The 12,876-nt window shown below is 40.4% G+C and carries 18 protein-coding genes; all 18 read right to left on the bottom strand.

The annotated features are described in order from the left end of the window. Positions 1-206: 206 nt before the first annotated feature. A complete protein-coding gene (locus EIH20_RS04230; RefSeq protein ID WP_124058128.1) occupies positions 207-1,046 on the bottom strand; it encodes an aldo/keto reductase in 840 nt (279 codons plus the stop codon). A 16-nt stretch (positions 1,047-1,062) separates the two neighbouring features. Next, complete coding sequence (locus tag EIH20_RS04235) at positions 1,063-2,568, bottom strand: hypothetical protein (protein ID WP_124058129.1); 1,506 nt, start codon at positions 2,566-2,568, stop codon at positions 1,063-1,065. Between the two features lie 335 nt (positions 2,569-2,903). Next, positions 2,904-3,413: a GNAT family N-acetyltransferase gene (locus EIH20_RS04240; protein WP_124058130.1), complete on the bottom strand. Its 510-nt coding sequence runs from the start codon at positions 3,411-3,413 to the stop codon at positions 2,904-2,906. Then, a complete protein-coding gene (truA, locus tag EIH20_RS04245) occupies positions 3,385-4,200 on the bottom strand; it encodes a tRNA pseudouridine(38-40) synthase TruA (protein WP_124058131.1) in 816 nt (271 codons plus the stop codon). The genes EIH20_RS04240 and truA overlap by 29 nt, the downstream gene beginning before the upstream one ends. Before the next feature lie 18 nt (positions 4,201-4,218). Next, positions 4,219-5,016, bottom strand: coding sequence for an energy-coupling factor transporter transmembrane component T family protein (locus EIH20_RS04250; protein ID WP_124058132.1), 798 nt, complete (start codon positions 5,014-5,016; stop codon positions 4,219-4,221). Continuing rightward, entirely contained in the window at positions 5,009-5,932 is a 924-nt protein-coding gene (locus tag EIH20_RS04255; RefSeq protein ID WP_124058133.1) for an energy-coupling factor transporter ATPase, read from the bottom strand. Before EIH20_RS04255 ends, EIH20_RS04250 begins: the two co-directional genes overlap by 8 nt. Further along, complete coding sequence (locus tag EIH20_RS04260) at positions 5,902-6,741, bottom strand: energy-coupling factor ABC transporter ATP-binding protein (RefSeq protein WP_124058134.1); 840 nt, start codon at positions 6,739-6,741, stop codon at positions 5,902-5,904. The genes EIH20_RS04255 and EIH20_RS04260 overlap by 31 nt, the downstream gene beginning before the upstream one ends. 298 nt (positions 6,742-7,039) lie before the next feature. Continuing rightward, on the bottom strand, positions 7,040-7,420 hold the full coding sequence (rplQ, locus tag EIH20_RS04265) for a 50S ribosomal protein L17 (RefSeq protein ID WP_124058135.1): 381 nt from the start codon (positions 7,418-7,420) through the stop codon (positions 7,040-7,042). Positions 7,421-7,459: 39 nt separating this feature from the next. After that, the gene (locus tag EIH20_RS04270) at positions 7,460-8,404 is read right to left on the bottom strand and encodes a DNA-directed RNA polymerase subunit alpha (RefSeq protein ID WP_124058136.1); all 945 of its coding nucleotides are present in this window, start codon (positions 8,402-8,404) and stop codon (positions 7,460-7,462) included. A gap of 80 nt (positions 8,405-8,484) precedes the next feature. Beyond that, entirely contained in the window at positions 8,485-8,880 is a 396-nt protein-coding gene (rpsK, locus tag EIH20_RS04275) for a 30S ribosomal protein S11 (protein WP_124058137.1), read from the bottom strand. Positions 8,881-8,917: 37 nt separating this feature from the next. Next, positions 8,918-9,280, bottom strand: a complete 363-nt coding sequence (rpsM, locus tag EIH20_RS04280) for a 30S ribosomal protein S13 (RefSeq protein ID WP_124058138.1) — start codon at positions 9,278-9,280, stop codon at positions 8,918-8,920. 23 nt (positions 9,281-9,303) lie between these two features. Further along, positions 9,304-9,417, bottom strand: coding sequence for a 50S ribosomal protein L36 (gene rpmJ, locus EIH20_RS04285; RefSeq protein ID WP_124058139.1), 114 nt, complete (start codon positions 9,415-9,417; stop codon positions 9,304-9,306). 31 nt (positions 9,418-9,448) lie between these two features. Then, positions 9,449-9,667 (bottom strand): translation initiation factor IF-1, encoded by a 219-nt coding sequence (infA, locus tag EIH20_RS04290; protein WP_023391463.1) that lies wholly within the window; start codon positions 9,665-9,667, stop codon positions 9,449-9,451. A 58-nt stretch (positions 9,668-9,725) separates the two neighbouring features. Next, positions 9,726-10,382 carry an adenylate kinase gene (locus tag EIH20_RS04295; protein ID WP_124058140.1) on the bottom strand — a complete coding sequence of 219 codons (657 nt, stop codon included), beginning with the start codon at positions 10,380-10,382 and terminating at the stop codon, positions 9,726-9,728. A 33-nt stretch (positions 10,383-10,415) separates the two neighbouring features. Beyond that, on the bottom strand, positions 10,416-11,705 hold the full coding sequence (gene secY / locus EIH20_RS04300) for a preprotein translocase subunit SecY (protein ID WP_124058141.1): 1,290 nt from the start codon (positions 11,703-11,705) through the stop codon (positions 10,416-10,418). Further along, positions 11,705-12,145 (bottom strand): 50S ribosomal protein L15, encoded by a 441-nt coding sequence (gene rplO / locus EIH20_RS04305; RefSeq protein WP_124058142.1) that lies wholly within the window; start codon positions 12,143-12,145, stop codon positions 11,705-11,707. Before rplO ends, secY begins: the two co-directional genes overlap by 1 nt. 30 nt (positions 12,146-12,175) lie before the next feature. Continuing rightward, a complete protein-coding gene (gene rpmD / locus EIH20_RS04310) occupies positions 12,176-12,355 on the bottom strand; it encodes a 50S ribosomal protein L30 (protein ID WP_124058143.1) in 180 nt (59 codons plus the stop codon). Between the two features lie 13 nt (positions 12,356-12,368). Beyond that, positions 12,369-12,872 carry a 30S ribosomal protein S5 gene (rpsE, locus tag EIH20_RS04315; RefSeq protein WP_124058144.1) on the bottom strand — a complete coding sequence of 168 codons (504 nt, stop codon included), beginning with the start codon at positions 12,870-12,872 and terminating at the stop codon, positions 12,369-12,371. Between the last annotated feature and the right edge of the window lie 4 nt (positions 12,873-12,876).

Genomic DNA, 12,876 nt, shown 5'->3' on the forward strand with positions numbered 1-12,876 from the left:
ATTGGTAAATCCATGTTTTTAATAAACTTGTATTAACATTATACTTTTTGCATATTAATTTATACCCGAGTTTTTCTTCCCTGTATTCATTGATAAGTTTTAATTTAAAGGCTAATTCATGTTTTTTCTTCAAAATAAACACCCCTAAAGTTGAATTTTAAGGTTCAACTTTAGGGGTGCACTACAGAGTTGGCTCTTTTGTTTTATTAAAAGTCACGTTCATCAGGATTTGATTGGTAAGCGGAAGCTTCTATTTGATCCAAATCAATCATATCATCTGCGCTTAATTCAAAATCAAAAACATCCAAATTAGCTGCTATATTGACGGGATTCAATGATTTAGGCAGTGGTAAAAAGCCGTGTTGCAAAGCCCAACGTAAGGCTACTTGGGCAACCGATTTACCATATTTGCCAGCCATTTCTTGCATACCCGGATTGGAGAAAATCTTACCTGTGCCAAATGGGCTATAGGCCTCTAAGAGAATGTTATGTTCTTGGCAGAAGGCATCTAATTCTGTTTGTGGACAACCCGGAGTTAATAAAACTTGGTTAACCATCGGTTTCACCTTAGCTGTAACCAGAAGGGATTCCAAGTGATGGATCATAAAATTCGATACTCCGATAGCCCGCGTGGTACCCTCAGCTAACATTTCTTCCATAGCTCGCCAAGTATCCCGGTTAGCTTGCTCCCAAGCTTGATTTTCTCTTAAAGTGACTGGATTTGGCCAGTGAATGAGAATTAAATCCAAATAATCTGTTCCTAATTTAGCTAACGATTCTTGAATAGACTCTTTCGCTAAATCATAACTGTGTTTATCATTCCAAATTTTGGTTGTAATAAATAATTCTTGACGTGGAATACCGGCTTCTTTAATCGCTCGACCTAATTCTGCTTCATTTCCATAAATCTGAGCCGTATCTATATGACGATAACCCGCTTTCAAAGCTGCTAAGACTGCTTGATAAGCATCGTCTCCTTTGGCTTGCCAAGTACCAAAGCCAAGCACTGGAATAGATAGACCATTTGCTAATTGATATGTTTCCATTACAATCACTCTCTTTCTATTTGTTTTTCTTATCTTTTTTATTTTTCTTGCTTTTTTTCTTACCTAAATGATCTTCAAGATGAGTTATAAAATGTTCCAAAACTTGAACGCGAGCATACAACTTATCATTGGCTGGGATAAGGTACCAAGGGGCTGCCTTCGTATTCGTCCGCACTAACATTTCATCAAAAGCGAGGTTATAATCTCCCCATTTAGCGCGATTACGCCAATCCTCGGGGGTAATTTTATAATTCTTATCAGGTTCTTGTTCGCGGTCATTAAAGCGTTGAGCTTGAGTTTCTTCGTCAATCGCCAAGAAAAACTTCATCACGACTGACCCATGTTGCGTTAAGACGGCCTCCATTTGATTGATTTCTTCATAGGCACGTTCCCATTCTTGAGGACTCGCAAAACCTTCCACTCGTTCAACTAATACCCGTCCATACCAAGATCGATCAAAGATAACCATACCTCCATCTTGTGGAAATTTAGTTTGAAAACGCCAGAGATAATGATGAGCTAACTCTTCTTCACTCGGTGCTTTAATCCCATAGATTCGATAAGAGCGAGGGTCGATTTCGCGGGTCAGACGTTTAACAGCTCCTCCTTTTCCAGCTGCATCCATGCCTTCAAAAACTAGATGGATAGCGATGCCTTTGGTATAAGCTTCATAAACTAATCGGGCTGCTTTGGTTTGTAGATCCTCAATCACTTGATCATAGTCTGCTTGCGCCATAGATTGGCTTAAATCCAATTTAGCCAAAGGAGACTCTGATGCTTCATGCTGGCGAGCCGGGACTTGAATCTCTTGACGGCCTTTTTTGATTCGCTCAATGCCCGCCGTTAACTCTTCAATGACTAGTCCCAAGACAGTCTTAGATGCTAGTTTTAAATCCTCGGCAGAGACAATATGCCAAGGCGCCAGATCAGTATGACTCGCTTCTAAGACCTTGTCAAACCATTTGAGGCTAGCCTGGTAATCTTCGTTTTGTTCATAATCGGCATCCGTTAACAAGTAGTCGCGATAATCATCCTCTTCTAACGCTTCAATACGCTCTCTTTGCGCCTTCTGGGAAACATAGAGGAAAAACTTAAATACAAGCATCTGGTCTTGAACCAAAGGTTCTTCAAGTGCCTTAATTTCGATAAGTCCTTGGGTAAGCTGTTTCTTCTTACGGGTAGTGGAGTTAAATAAATCATAGTAGAAGGAACGATCATAGACTGCTATCTCTTCTTTACTTGGTAAAGCTTGCCAATACCGCCACGTTAATGGATGAGCTTGCTCAACTTGGTTTTCGTCTTCAAAGACTTCAACTCGGACATAGCGTGGATCCAGTTCACGGGTCAAATCCTTAATGACTTGACCCTTCCCAGCCGATTCCCAACCGTCAATGAGTATCAATACCGGTATTTGATTGGCCTGTGCCATGCGTTGCAACTGGTCGAGTTGCTTGCCTAAGTCACTTGTCTTAAATTCTTCAAATCGCCGGTCAATTTGCTGATGATCAAATTCTTTCAACATAAATTAACCCCCTCTATTTATCTTAGACTTATTTTATCATTCAAGTCTATGTCTGACTAATAATAATACTTATCAAAATAAAGCTGGCTATCTCGACAAAATGATCTAATTAGACAAAGGAGTTCACGATGCTAATATACCGGCTTTTTCCCAGTAAATGTGATTACAACGACAAACGCTAAATGACGGTCTCTAAATCTTCGTGCCCAACTCTAATGAAAAAAGATACAACAAAAAATCGAATGATCATTCATGCGACCTTCTTCCAATTGGAAGAAAGTCTCGTTAGCCAAGCCGCACAAGGCGGCTATTTAACGACTTGAATGAACATTCGATTATTTTTTTACATAATGATAGGCACGACGACTCGCTCCATCTGCCAATTGAATGTAGCCACAGAAGTGAAAGCCCAGCTTAGTTAGAATATGCTGCATCAGCTGATTGTCCTCATGGGTGTCGATACGAACATTTCGATAGTGGTCCATTGCCCAACGAATGCAAGCCTGACCAACGCCTTGAATTAGACCATTAGAAGCAATCCGATGAATTGTCACATAAGCTTGCTGATCGAGCCACTGACCGTCAATCTTTAAATAATTTGGATCCGGCTCTTGCATAAGACAAAAGGTCGCCAATATGGTATCCGGTTCAAGGTCGTGTTCCTGTTGATCACTTAAGCAAACATAGCTTTGCTGGCAATCCATATCGGCTAATACATCTTGCTGACTAGGATAATCCCCAGACCATTGGTGGAGATTCCCGCTGGCTCGCATTATTTGCTTAGCATGAGTAAAACAAGTCATCACTGCCGGCAGATCATCGGGTTGAGTTCGACGAATATACATAGTCTTCCTCCTTTTTATCAGCAAACAGGTCAAAAGGATAATCGACCTGATAGAGATAGAGACCATGAGGAGGCGCTGTCGGTCCAGCCTGAGTGCGATCCTTAACCTTTAAGAGACGGGCTAACTCATCAACAGGTTTGAGCCCATCACCAATTTGCAAACTCGTCCCAACCAAAATACGAATCATATTGTACAAAAAACCATTGCCTTTGAAACGAAAAACTAACTCTTCTTGCTCTTTATTCTCGTATACCTGAGCCAATTCAATCGTTCTCACCTTATCTTCTTTATCTGTCTTAGTCGAACAAAAAGACGTAAAATCATGGGTTCCCACCACTTGATTTAAAGCTGCTTGCATCCACTCAAGATTATAGCGGTAGGGATGATGGAGAGTATACTGGCGCTTAAAGGGATCCGGAAAAGCTTGGGTATCCACTCGATAGCGATATTCTTTAGCTTCTACCAAAAAACGAGCATGAAAATCGGATGCCACACGTTGAACTTGAGTAAAACGGATGGATGGATCTAATAAACTATTCATGGCCCGTAAGAGCGCTTGTTCAGCAATGGGGGCCGGATAATCAAAATGAATCACTTGACCCAAAGCATGAACTCCTGCATCTGTTCGGCCTGACGCACAAACGGAAATTGACTGTCCTTTCGGCAATTTGGCCATTTTTGCTAAGGCTACTTCTACAGCTTGTTGGATCGATGGACCATTTGGTTGAACTTGATAGCCCACATACTGACTGCCATCATATTGAATTTTTGCCGCATAACGTGGCATCACGCTCACCCTTTCTAACTAGAATTGACGTAAATAAAGGAGTATGCCGGTTAAGACTACTAGGCCTAACCAAGCAAAGAGATCTTGTCGAGTCAAGGTTAGTTGACGATACTTAGTTCGACCTTGAGCCCCCCGATAGCCACGAGCTTCCATGGCTAAAGCCATTTCTTCCGCCCGATTAAAGGCCGAAATAAAGAGGGGCACTAAAATTGGAATGATGGACTTCATCCGTTGCATTAAAGATCCTTGATCAAATTCAACTCCACGAGAACGTTGGGCATTCATAATTTTACCAGCCTCATCCATCAAGGTAGGCACATAACGCAAAGCAATCGCCAACATTAAGGCAATCTCATGAGCTGGGAAACCAAAGCGTGTTAGTGGTTGAAACAGGTGCTCAATCCCATCAGTCAGTTCTAAAGGGGCTGTTGTCAAAGTGAGCAAGGTCGACATAAAGATAATTAAGACAAGCCGTGCAAAAATAAAGGCCCCACCGATGACCCCTGCTTGAGTAATCATAATCGGTCCTTGATGAAAATACACTTGACCTCCACGCATAAAGAAAACTTGAAAAGCTACAGTAACTAGAATAAGCAAGATCAGTGGCCGTACCCCCTTTAGGAAAAAACCTAAGGGCACTTTTGATAAGACCACCGCAAGCACCATGAAACCAGTTAAAGCCACATAAGTCGCCAAGTTATTGGCTAAAAAGACAATCAAAATAAAGTAAAAAGAAGCCAATAATTTGGTACGCGGATCCAAATGGTGAATCCAAGAATCTAGCTTTAAATAACGACCCAAAATCATCTTATCCATGCTGAATTGCCTCCTCAGTTACAGGCCTTGTTGCTGACTTTTGCCCTTGCTCTTGCTTAGCCATAACTAAATAGTCAGCAACTTGGTCAACGCTGATGGGTGCTGGGGTTAATTTCGGTAAGTCACTGATTCTTTGATGAACTTTTTCAAGAAAAGCCATCGCTTTTGGCAAGCCCAATTGGCGTTGACTTAGCCATTGAGGGTCAGCAAAAATCTCCTGCGGCGTTCCTGTTTTGACCACAGTCCCTTGTTCCATCACTACAACATAATCCGCGTATTCACCCACATCATCCATTTGATGAGTTACCATGATCATGGTCAAATTGTTCTCTTTTTGCAATTGGCTAAACATGGTCATCATTTGATGATGTCCTAAAGGGTCCAAGCCAGCCGTCGGTTCATCCAAAACGAGAACTTGGGGTTCTAACGCTAAGACTCCAGCAATAGCCACACGTCGCATTTGTCCTCCACTTAAGTCAAAGGGCGACCGTTCATATAAATCGGGGCCAACGCCGACACGTTCTAATTGAACTTGAGCTATTTGACGAGCTTCCTCTGGGCTAGCGCCAAAGTTTTGTGGTCCAAACATGACATCCTCGATGACGGTTTCGGCAAATAATTGAGCTTCAGGAAATTGAAACACTACGCCTACTTTCTTGCGTAAGGCTTTCAAAGAGGTGTGTTTTGACTGAGCGGTCACGACCTCTTCATCAATTTGCACTTGTCCCTGACTAGGTCGAACTAAGACATTAAGGTGCTGAATGAGGGTCGATTTACCTGAACCAGTATGACCGATAATGGCCGTTACTTTTCCTTGAGGAATAGTCAAATTTACATCGTGTAAAGCCCCAACCGCAAAGGGACTTTGATCATTATAGGTATAGCTTACTTGCTTAAATACGATTGGCTTATCCACGATAGCAAAGCCTCCTCACTTTGAATTTGTTCGGGAATCTCGACACCCCTAGCTTTCAGTGCCTCTTTTAATTTCCAAGTAAAAGGAATATCCAACCCCGCCTTAATTAGATCTTGTCCTAAGGCAAAGATATCTGATGGCTGATCTTGTTTAACTAAGCGTCCCTGTTCCATGACAAAGATTCGGTCAGCCAAAGCCGCTTCATCGATATCGTGAGTGATTGAGATGACTGTTAGGTTAAATTGATCTTTAATCTTACGCACGACTTGTATCACTTCAGCCCGACCTAAAGGATCCAACATAGCGGTCGCTTCATCGAGAATAATGACATCCGGTCTCAAGGCAATAATCCCCGCTAAGGCTACTCGTTGCTTTTGTCCGCCAGATAAGCGAGCGGGTTCTTTGGTTAAAAAGGCATCCATGCGAACCTCTTTAAGGGCAGAGTGAATACGGCCAACCATTTCGTCACGTTCAATGCCGTTGTTTTCTAAGCCAAAGGCCACATCATCTTCTACTGTTGCCCCCACGAACTGATTGTCGGGGTTTTGAAAGACCATGCCAACACTTCGTCGGGCTTGCCAAACAGTAGTTTCATTAAGCAATTGACCCTTAATCCACACTTGACCTTGACTAGGTATCAATAAACCATTAATAATTTTAGCCATGGTCGACTTACCGGATCCATTAGGGCCGATTACGGCAACCCATTCACCAGGAAATATCTTCATATTGATTGATTTCAAAGCATCTTGCTTACTTGCATAATAGCGGAAGCTTAAATCCCGCAATTCGATAATTGGTTCTGTCATCGTTGACCTCCATTACTGTTCAGTTAACGGCTTACTTGTCTCATTCTGGTACAAAGCTTTTTTCATAATTAAAGATAGGCACAGACCTACTAAGTTCCTACATTTAAGTATAAAAAAAAGCACTTTTAACGATGACAGCACATGAGGATGAGATTCACTAAAAGCAAATCTCATCCGCTGAATAATAATATGAAATTACTATCCGTGCTTTAGAGCTAGACCACTAGGTATAAAGCCTAGCAATCATAACACTCCCATCATAAAAGTGATCCCTTTTTAGCTAGTTTGAGCTAGAAGCTTAAACTAATTCAATGATAACCATTGGGGCAGCATCGCCACGACGTGGTCCTTTTTTAAGGATACGAGTGTAGCCACCTTGACGTTTTGCGTAGCGTTCTGCATATTCACCGAATAAACGTTGTAATACGCGTTCTACTACTACTTCGTCATCTTTGATGCTTGCTTCAGCGATTTCGTTGCGTAAGAAAGCAGCTGCTTGACGACGAGAAGCCAAGTCACCTTTTTTAGCTAAGGTAATCATGTTATCAACGAATTTACGAACTTCTTTAGCGCGAGCTTCAGTTGTTTCAATACGTTCATTGATTAACACATCAGTCGTTAAATCACGTAATAATGCTTTACGTTGAGCACTTTTACGGCCTAATTTACGGTATGCCATGTAAGAGTTCCTCCTTTACAGTTGAATCGGAATTTTATATTAATCGTCTTGACGTAAACCTAATTCTAAGTTAGCCAATTTTTGTTTCACTTCTTCAAGTGATTTGCGTCCTAAATTACGCACTTTAATCATTTCTGCTTCAGATTTGTTAGTTAATTCTTGAATCGTATTAATGCCAGCACGTTTCAAGCAATTATATGAGCGAACGGATAAATCCAATTCTTCAATGGTCATCACTAACATTTTTTCCTTTTCAGCTTCTTCTTTCTCCACCATGATTTCAGCTTGACGAGCTTCATCCGATAAGTTAACGAAGATGTTTAAGTGTTCGGTTAGGATTTTTGCTGCTAGACTTAGTGATTTTTCTGGACTAATTGAACCATCGGTCCAAATATCCATGGTGAGTTTGTCATAGACGTTCTTTTGACCAATTCGCGTATTTTCAACTTGGTAGTTGACCTTTTGAATTGGTGTGTAGATTGAATCAATTGGTAATACACCAATTGGCATATCTTCACGTTTGTTATATTCACTACGAACATAACCGCGACCATTGGCAACATTCATCTGCATATTGAGTTGAGCGCCTTCAGCAATGGTACAAATGTATAACTCAGGGTTTAAGATTTGTACTTCATTGTCCGTGATGATGTCAGCGGCTGTTACTGTTTTAGGACCAGTAACATTTAGTTCAATCACTTTGTCTTCATTTGTCATTAATTTTAAAGCTAATTTTTTCAAGTTGAGGATGATTGTAGGGACATCTTCAATCACACCATCAATTGTGGCAAATTCATGCAACACTCCATCGATTTGGATGCTAGTGATAGCTGATCCAGGTAATGAAGATAATAAAATACGACGTAATGAGTTTCCAAGGGTTGTTCCATATCCACGTTCAAGTGGCTCAATCACGATTTTACCAAATTTGGAATCGTCACTGACTTCAATCGTTGTAATTTCTGGCTTTTCAATTTCGATCATTGATTACTATCCCCTTTCAAAACGTTTCTTTCCGTTTACTTCAATGATAAATCACGATGTAGAAACTTGAGACATTATCATTATACACGGCGGCGTTTTGGAGGACGGCAACCGTTGTGTGGAATTGGAGTAACGTCACGAATTGCGGTTACTTCTAAACCAGTAGCTTGCAATGAACGGATTGCTGATTCGCGGCCTGAACCAGGACCTTTTACTGTAACTTCAACTGATTTCATTCCGTGGTCCATTGCACCTTTTGCAGCCACTTCTGAAGCCATTTGAGCAGCAAATGGAGTTGATTTCTTAGATCCGCGGAACCCTAATGATCCAGCAGATGACCATGAAATTGCATTACCATTTACATCTGTGATCATTACGATGGTGTTGTTAAAAGTAGAACGAATATGTGCTACTCCTTTTTCAACATTTTTTCTAACACGACGGCGTTTACGCGCAACTTGTTTTTTCTTTGCCATGAAGTTTTTGACCTCCTTCATTTCTAATATTTAGCGATTATTTTTTACCTGCAATCGGTTTTTTAGCACCCTTACGAGTACGAGCGTTGTTTTTAGTGTTTTGTCCACGAACTGGTAAACCACGACGGTGACGAAGACCACGGTATGAACCAATTTCTTGTAGACGTTTGATATTTAAGTTGATTTCACGACGTAAGTCACCCTCAACTTTGAATCCGTCGATAATTTCACGGATACGGTCTAACTCATCGTTAGTTAAATCTTTAACACGTGTATCTTCAGATACGTTTGCTTGTTTTAAGATTTCTTGAGATGTGGTTAAGCCAATACCAAAGATATAAGTTAATGAAATAACAACACGTTTTTCACGTGGAATATCTACTCCTGCAATACGAGCCATTGTGCGAAGCACCTCCTTCTAAATTAGCCTTGACGTTGTTTGTGTTTTGGATTTTCGCAAATCACCATAACTTTACCATTACGGCGAATAACTTTGCATTTTTCACAAATTGGTTTTACTGATGCTCTAACTTTCATTATTTTCCCTCCTTAATTCGAAACGGGACGGTTATTTGAAACGGTATGTGATTCTGCCACGAGTCAAATCATATGGAGAAAGTTCGATTGTCACTTTATCTCCTGGTAAAATCCGAATATAGTTCATGCGAATTTTACCTGAAACGTGAGCGAGAATTTCATGCCCATTCTCTAATTCAACCTTAAACATTGCGTTAGGTAAAGTTTCAATGACCGTACCTTCAACTTCGATAACATCATCTTTAGCCATTCATACTTCCTCCTTTTATCAATTATTCATACCTGATTATTGAGTGATAAGTCCTGGATTACTTGATAGTTGCCAAAATATCACGAACATCACGGTACACATCTTCAATGTCTTGTTGACCGTTGATTTTGTGTAATAAGCCGCGTTCTTCATAATAATCAAGTATTGGTCGAATTGATTCCATTTGGAGATTGATACGATGCGCTACTTTTTCAGGTTTGTCATCTTCTCTTTGATAAAAATCGGTTGAGCCACAGTTATCGCACACGCCGTCCACTTTTGGTGGGTTGTAAATACGATGATATGTTGCTCCACAATTTCGACAAATAATTCGGCCACTTAAGCGGTCTTTTAATACTTCTGGATCAACGTCGATGTAAATAACGGCGTCAATTTGGGTATTTAATTCTGCTAAGTTTTGATCGAGCGCTTGAGCTTGAACACTAGTACGAGGGTAGCCATCTAACATAAAACCATTGGTTTTGACATCATCTTTTTCTAAACGTTCTCTGACGATTGCATTGGTTACATCATCAGGAACTAGATTACCATGATCGGTATAAGATTTTGCTTTTAAACCTAGCGGGGTTTCATTTTTAATTGCTTCCCGGAAGATGTCTCCTGTCGCGATATGAATCACTGGATAATCTTTCACGATATGTTCGCTTTGTGTTCCTTTTCCGGCACCCGGTAATCCCATTAATAAAATATTCATCTATTTCATCCTTTATCTTTTATTCACTAAGTCCTATTGAATGAAGCCTTGGTAACGACGTTTTACCATGCGACCTTCAATTTGTTTAGCTGTTTCAATTGCAACCCCAACAACAATCAGTAAGCTGGTTCCACTTAATGAAATATTCATTGGTACTTTCCAGATAAATCCAGCTAAAATTGGCAAGACAGCAATTAAGGTAAGGTATAAAGCCCCTACACCGCTTAAGCGGTTAATCAACTTGGTAATATACAATTCTGTATCCTTACCAGGTCTTACACTTGGAATGTAGCCACCTTGTTTTTGCAAGTTCTCAGCTACTTTCTCAGGATTTACTTGTACTAATGAGTAGAAGTAAGCAAAAGCAATTAATAAGATAGTATAGAATGCTGCACCATATGGATGTTGAATATTAAATAATTTAGTGACAAAATCCATGATGCCTTTCGGATCTTTGTTATTGAAAAATCCAAGTATCGTTTGTGGCGTCGTAATGAACGAACTAGCAAAGATGACTGGGATAACTCCAGCAGAGTTGATTTTCAATGGTAAATGAGCTGTAAATTTGGCACCTGAAGCTCTTTTTGAATGATGGATTGGAATGCGACGTTGCGCCCGTTCCATCAATACTACGATTACAATTAAGACAATGATCACCAAAATGATAGCAGCTAAAATAAGTAAATTTTGGGTGAATTTATCACCTGCATTAACCAAATTAGCTGTTAAGTAATTGTAGAATTCCTTTGGTACCTCTGCCACAATACCGGCAAAGATAATCATTGAAACCCCATTACCAATCCCATTTCGGGTAATTTGTTCACCTAACCAGACTAGGAACATAGAACCTGCGGTTAGTACCAAAGCAATTGACAAATAAGTCGGCATGCCTGGGTTCTTAATTAAGCCAAAACCAGATAATTGGTTAAAGCCAATCGAAATCCCGATAGATTGAACGAAACCAAGAACAATAGCCGTATAGGTTGTTGCTTGATTAAGTTTTCGACGCCCAACCTCACCTTGCTTAGCCCATTCAGTAAATTTAGGCACGATGTCCATTTGTAATAACTGAATGATGATTGAAGCGGTGATGTAAGGAGAAACCCCCATCGCAAAAATAGAGTAACGTTTCAAAGCGCCCCCACCGAAGGTGTTTAGCAGACCAAGCAGACCAGAATTCGCTAAGGATTGGACTGCTGCCGCATTAACACCTGGAACCGGGATATGTGTTCCTAAACGGAATACTGCGAAAATGAATAAGGTAAATAGAATTCGTTGACGAATATCTTTTACAGCAAATGCATTTTTCAAAAAGGTAAACATTAGATCACCTCGATAGATCCGCCAGCGGCTGTAATAGCTTCTTCAGCAGATTTTGAGAATTTAGCTGCCTGTACAGTTAATTTTCTTTCGAGTTGTCCTTCACCTAAAATTTTGATACCTGATAATTCGTTTTTGATAATGCCAGCTTCCATTAATAATGCTGGTGTAACTGTTGTGCCTTCTTCAAAACGGTTTAAAGTTTCTAAGTTAACAATCGCATATTCTTTGCGGTTGATATTTTGGAAACCACGTTTTGGTAAACGACGGAATAAAGGAATTTGACCCCCTTCAAATCCAAGACGTACACCACCGCCTGAACGCGCTTTTTGACCTTTTTGACCACGGCCAGATGTTTTACCATTTCCTGAACCTTGTCCACGACCGACACGGTTACGTGTTTTACGTGAGCCTTCAGCTGGTTGTAATGTATGAAGTTTCATAGTTGGCACCTCCTTATTTTAAAATATCAATTATGCTTCTTTAACTTCTACTAAGTGTTTAATTGTATTAATCATACCACGAACAGCTTCGTTGTCTGGTTTGACGACTGTTTTGTAAGTCTTAGTTAAACCTAAAGCTTTAGCTGTATCGATTTGGTTTTGTGGACGACCAATTAAACTACGTTTCAATTGAATTTGTACGTTTGCCATTTAATTGACCTCCTTAAGCTAAAATTTCTTCAACAGTTTTGCCACGTAAAGCAGCAACTTGTTCAGCAACTTTTAATTGTTTTAATCCTTCGATAGTAGCACGAACCATGTTGATTGGTGTATTTGAACCAAGTGATTTACTTGTAACGTCCGCAACTCCAGCTAATTCCATTACGGCACGGACAGGACCACCAGCGGCAACCCCAGAACCGGCAGTAGCAGGTTTGATTAACACGCGTCCGCCACAGAATTCGCCAATCGCTTCGTGTGGGATTGTTGTACCAGTTCTTGGTACTTCGATTAAGTTTTTCTTAGCATCTTCAACGGCTTTACGGATTGCTTCTGGAACTTCTTGAGCTTTACCCGTACCAAAGCCAACATGACCATTACGGTCACCCACAACAACTAAAGCTGAGAAACGTAGACGACGTCCACCTTTAACTACTTTAGTAACACGGTTGATTGTAACAACACGTTCTTCGATATTTTCCAAATTATTTGGGTTGATGTATACCATGAAT

It is taken from the genome of Vaginisenegalia massiliensis (assembly GCF_900604935.1).
GTDB classification, from domain to species: Bacteria; Bacillota; Bacilli; order Lactobacillales; family Aerococcaceae; genus Vaginisenegalia; species Vaginisenegalia massiliensis.

Coding starts and splice junctions, on each gene's coding strand:
- truA (WP_124058131.1), bottom strand. CDS start 4,200: ATGCCACGTTATGCGGCAAAAATTCAATATGATGGCAGTCAGTATGTG.
- EIH20_RS04240 (WP_124058130.1), bottom strand. CDS start 3,413: ATGTATATTCGTCGAACTCAACCCGATGATCTGCCGGCAGTGATGACT.
- rpmD (WP_124058143.1), bottom strand. CDS start 12,355: ATGGCAAACGTACAAATTCAATTGAAACGTAGTTTAATTGGTCGTCCA.
- EIH20_RS04270 (WP_124058136.1), bottom strand. CDS start 8,404: ATGATCGAAATTGAAAAGCCAGAAATTACAACGATTGAAGTCAGTGAC.
- rpsE (WP_124058144.1), bottom strand. CDS start 12,872: ATGGTATACATCAACCCAAATAATTTGGAAAATATCGAAGAACGTGTT.
- rpmJ (WP_124058139.1), bottom strand. CDS start 9,417: ATGAAAGTTAGAGCATCAGTAAAACCAATTTGTGAAAAATGCAAAGTT.
- rpsK (WP_124058137.1), bottom strand. CDS start 8,880: ATGGCAAAGAAAAAACAAGTTGCGCGTAAACGCCGTCGTGTTAGAAAA.
- rpsM (WP_124058138.1), bottom strand. CDS start 9,280: ATGGCTCGTATTGCAGGAGTAGATATTCCACGTGAAAAACGTGTTGTT.
- rplQ (WP_124058135.1), bottom strand. CDS start 7,420: ATGGCATACCGTAAATTAGGCCGTAAAAGTGCTCAACGTAAAGCATTA.
- rplO (WP_124058142.1), bottom strand. CDS start 12,145: ATGAAACTTCATACATTACAACCAGCTGAAGGCTCACGTAAAACACGT.
- infA (WP_023391463.1), bottom strand. CDS start 9,667: ATGGCTAAAGATGATGTTATCGAAGTTGAAGGTACGGTCATTGAAACT.
- EIH20_RS04250 (WP_124058132.1), bottom strand. CDS start 5,016: ATGGATAAGATGATTTTGGGTCGTTATTTAAAGCTAGATTCTTGGATT.
- EIH20_RS04295 (WP_124058140.1), bottom strand. CDS start 10,382: ATGAATATTTTATTAATGGGATTACCGGGTGCCGGAAAAGGAACACAA.
- secY (WP_124058141.1), bottom strand. CDS start 11,705: ATGTTTACCTTTTTGAAAAATGCATTTGCTGTAAAAGATATTCGTCAA.
- EIH20_RS04235 (WP_124058129.1), bottom strand. CDS start 2,568: ATGTTGAAAGAATTTGATCATCAGCAAATTGACCGGCGATTTGAAGAA.
- EIH20_RS04230 (WP_124058128.1), bottom strand. CDS start 1,046: ATGGAAACATATCAATTAGCAAATGGTCTATCTATTCCAGTGCTTGGC.
- EIH20_RS04260 (WP_124058134.1), bottom strand. CDS start 6,741: ATGACAGAACCAATTATCGAATTGCGGGATTTAAGCTTCCGCTATTAT.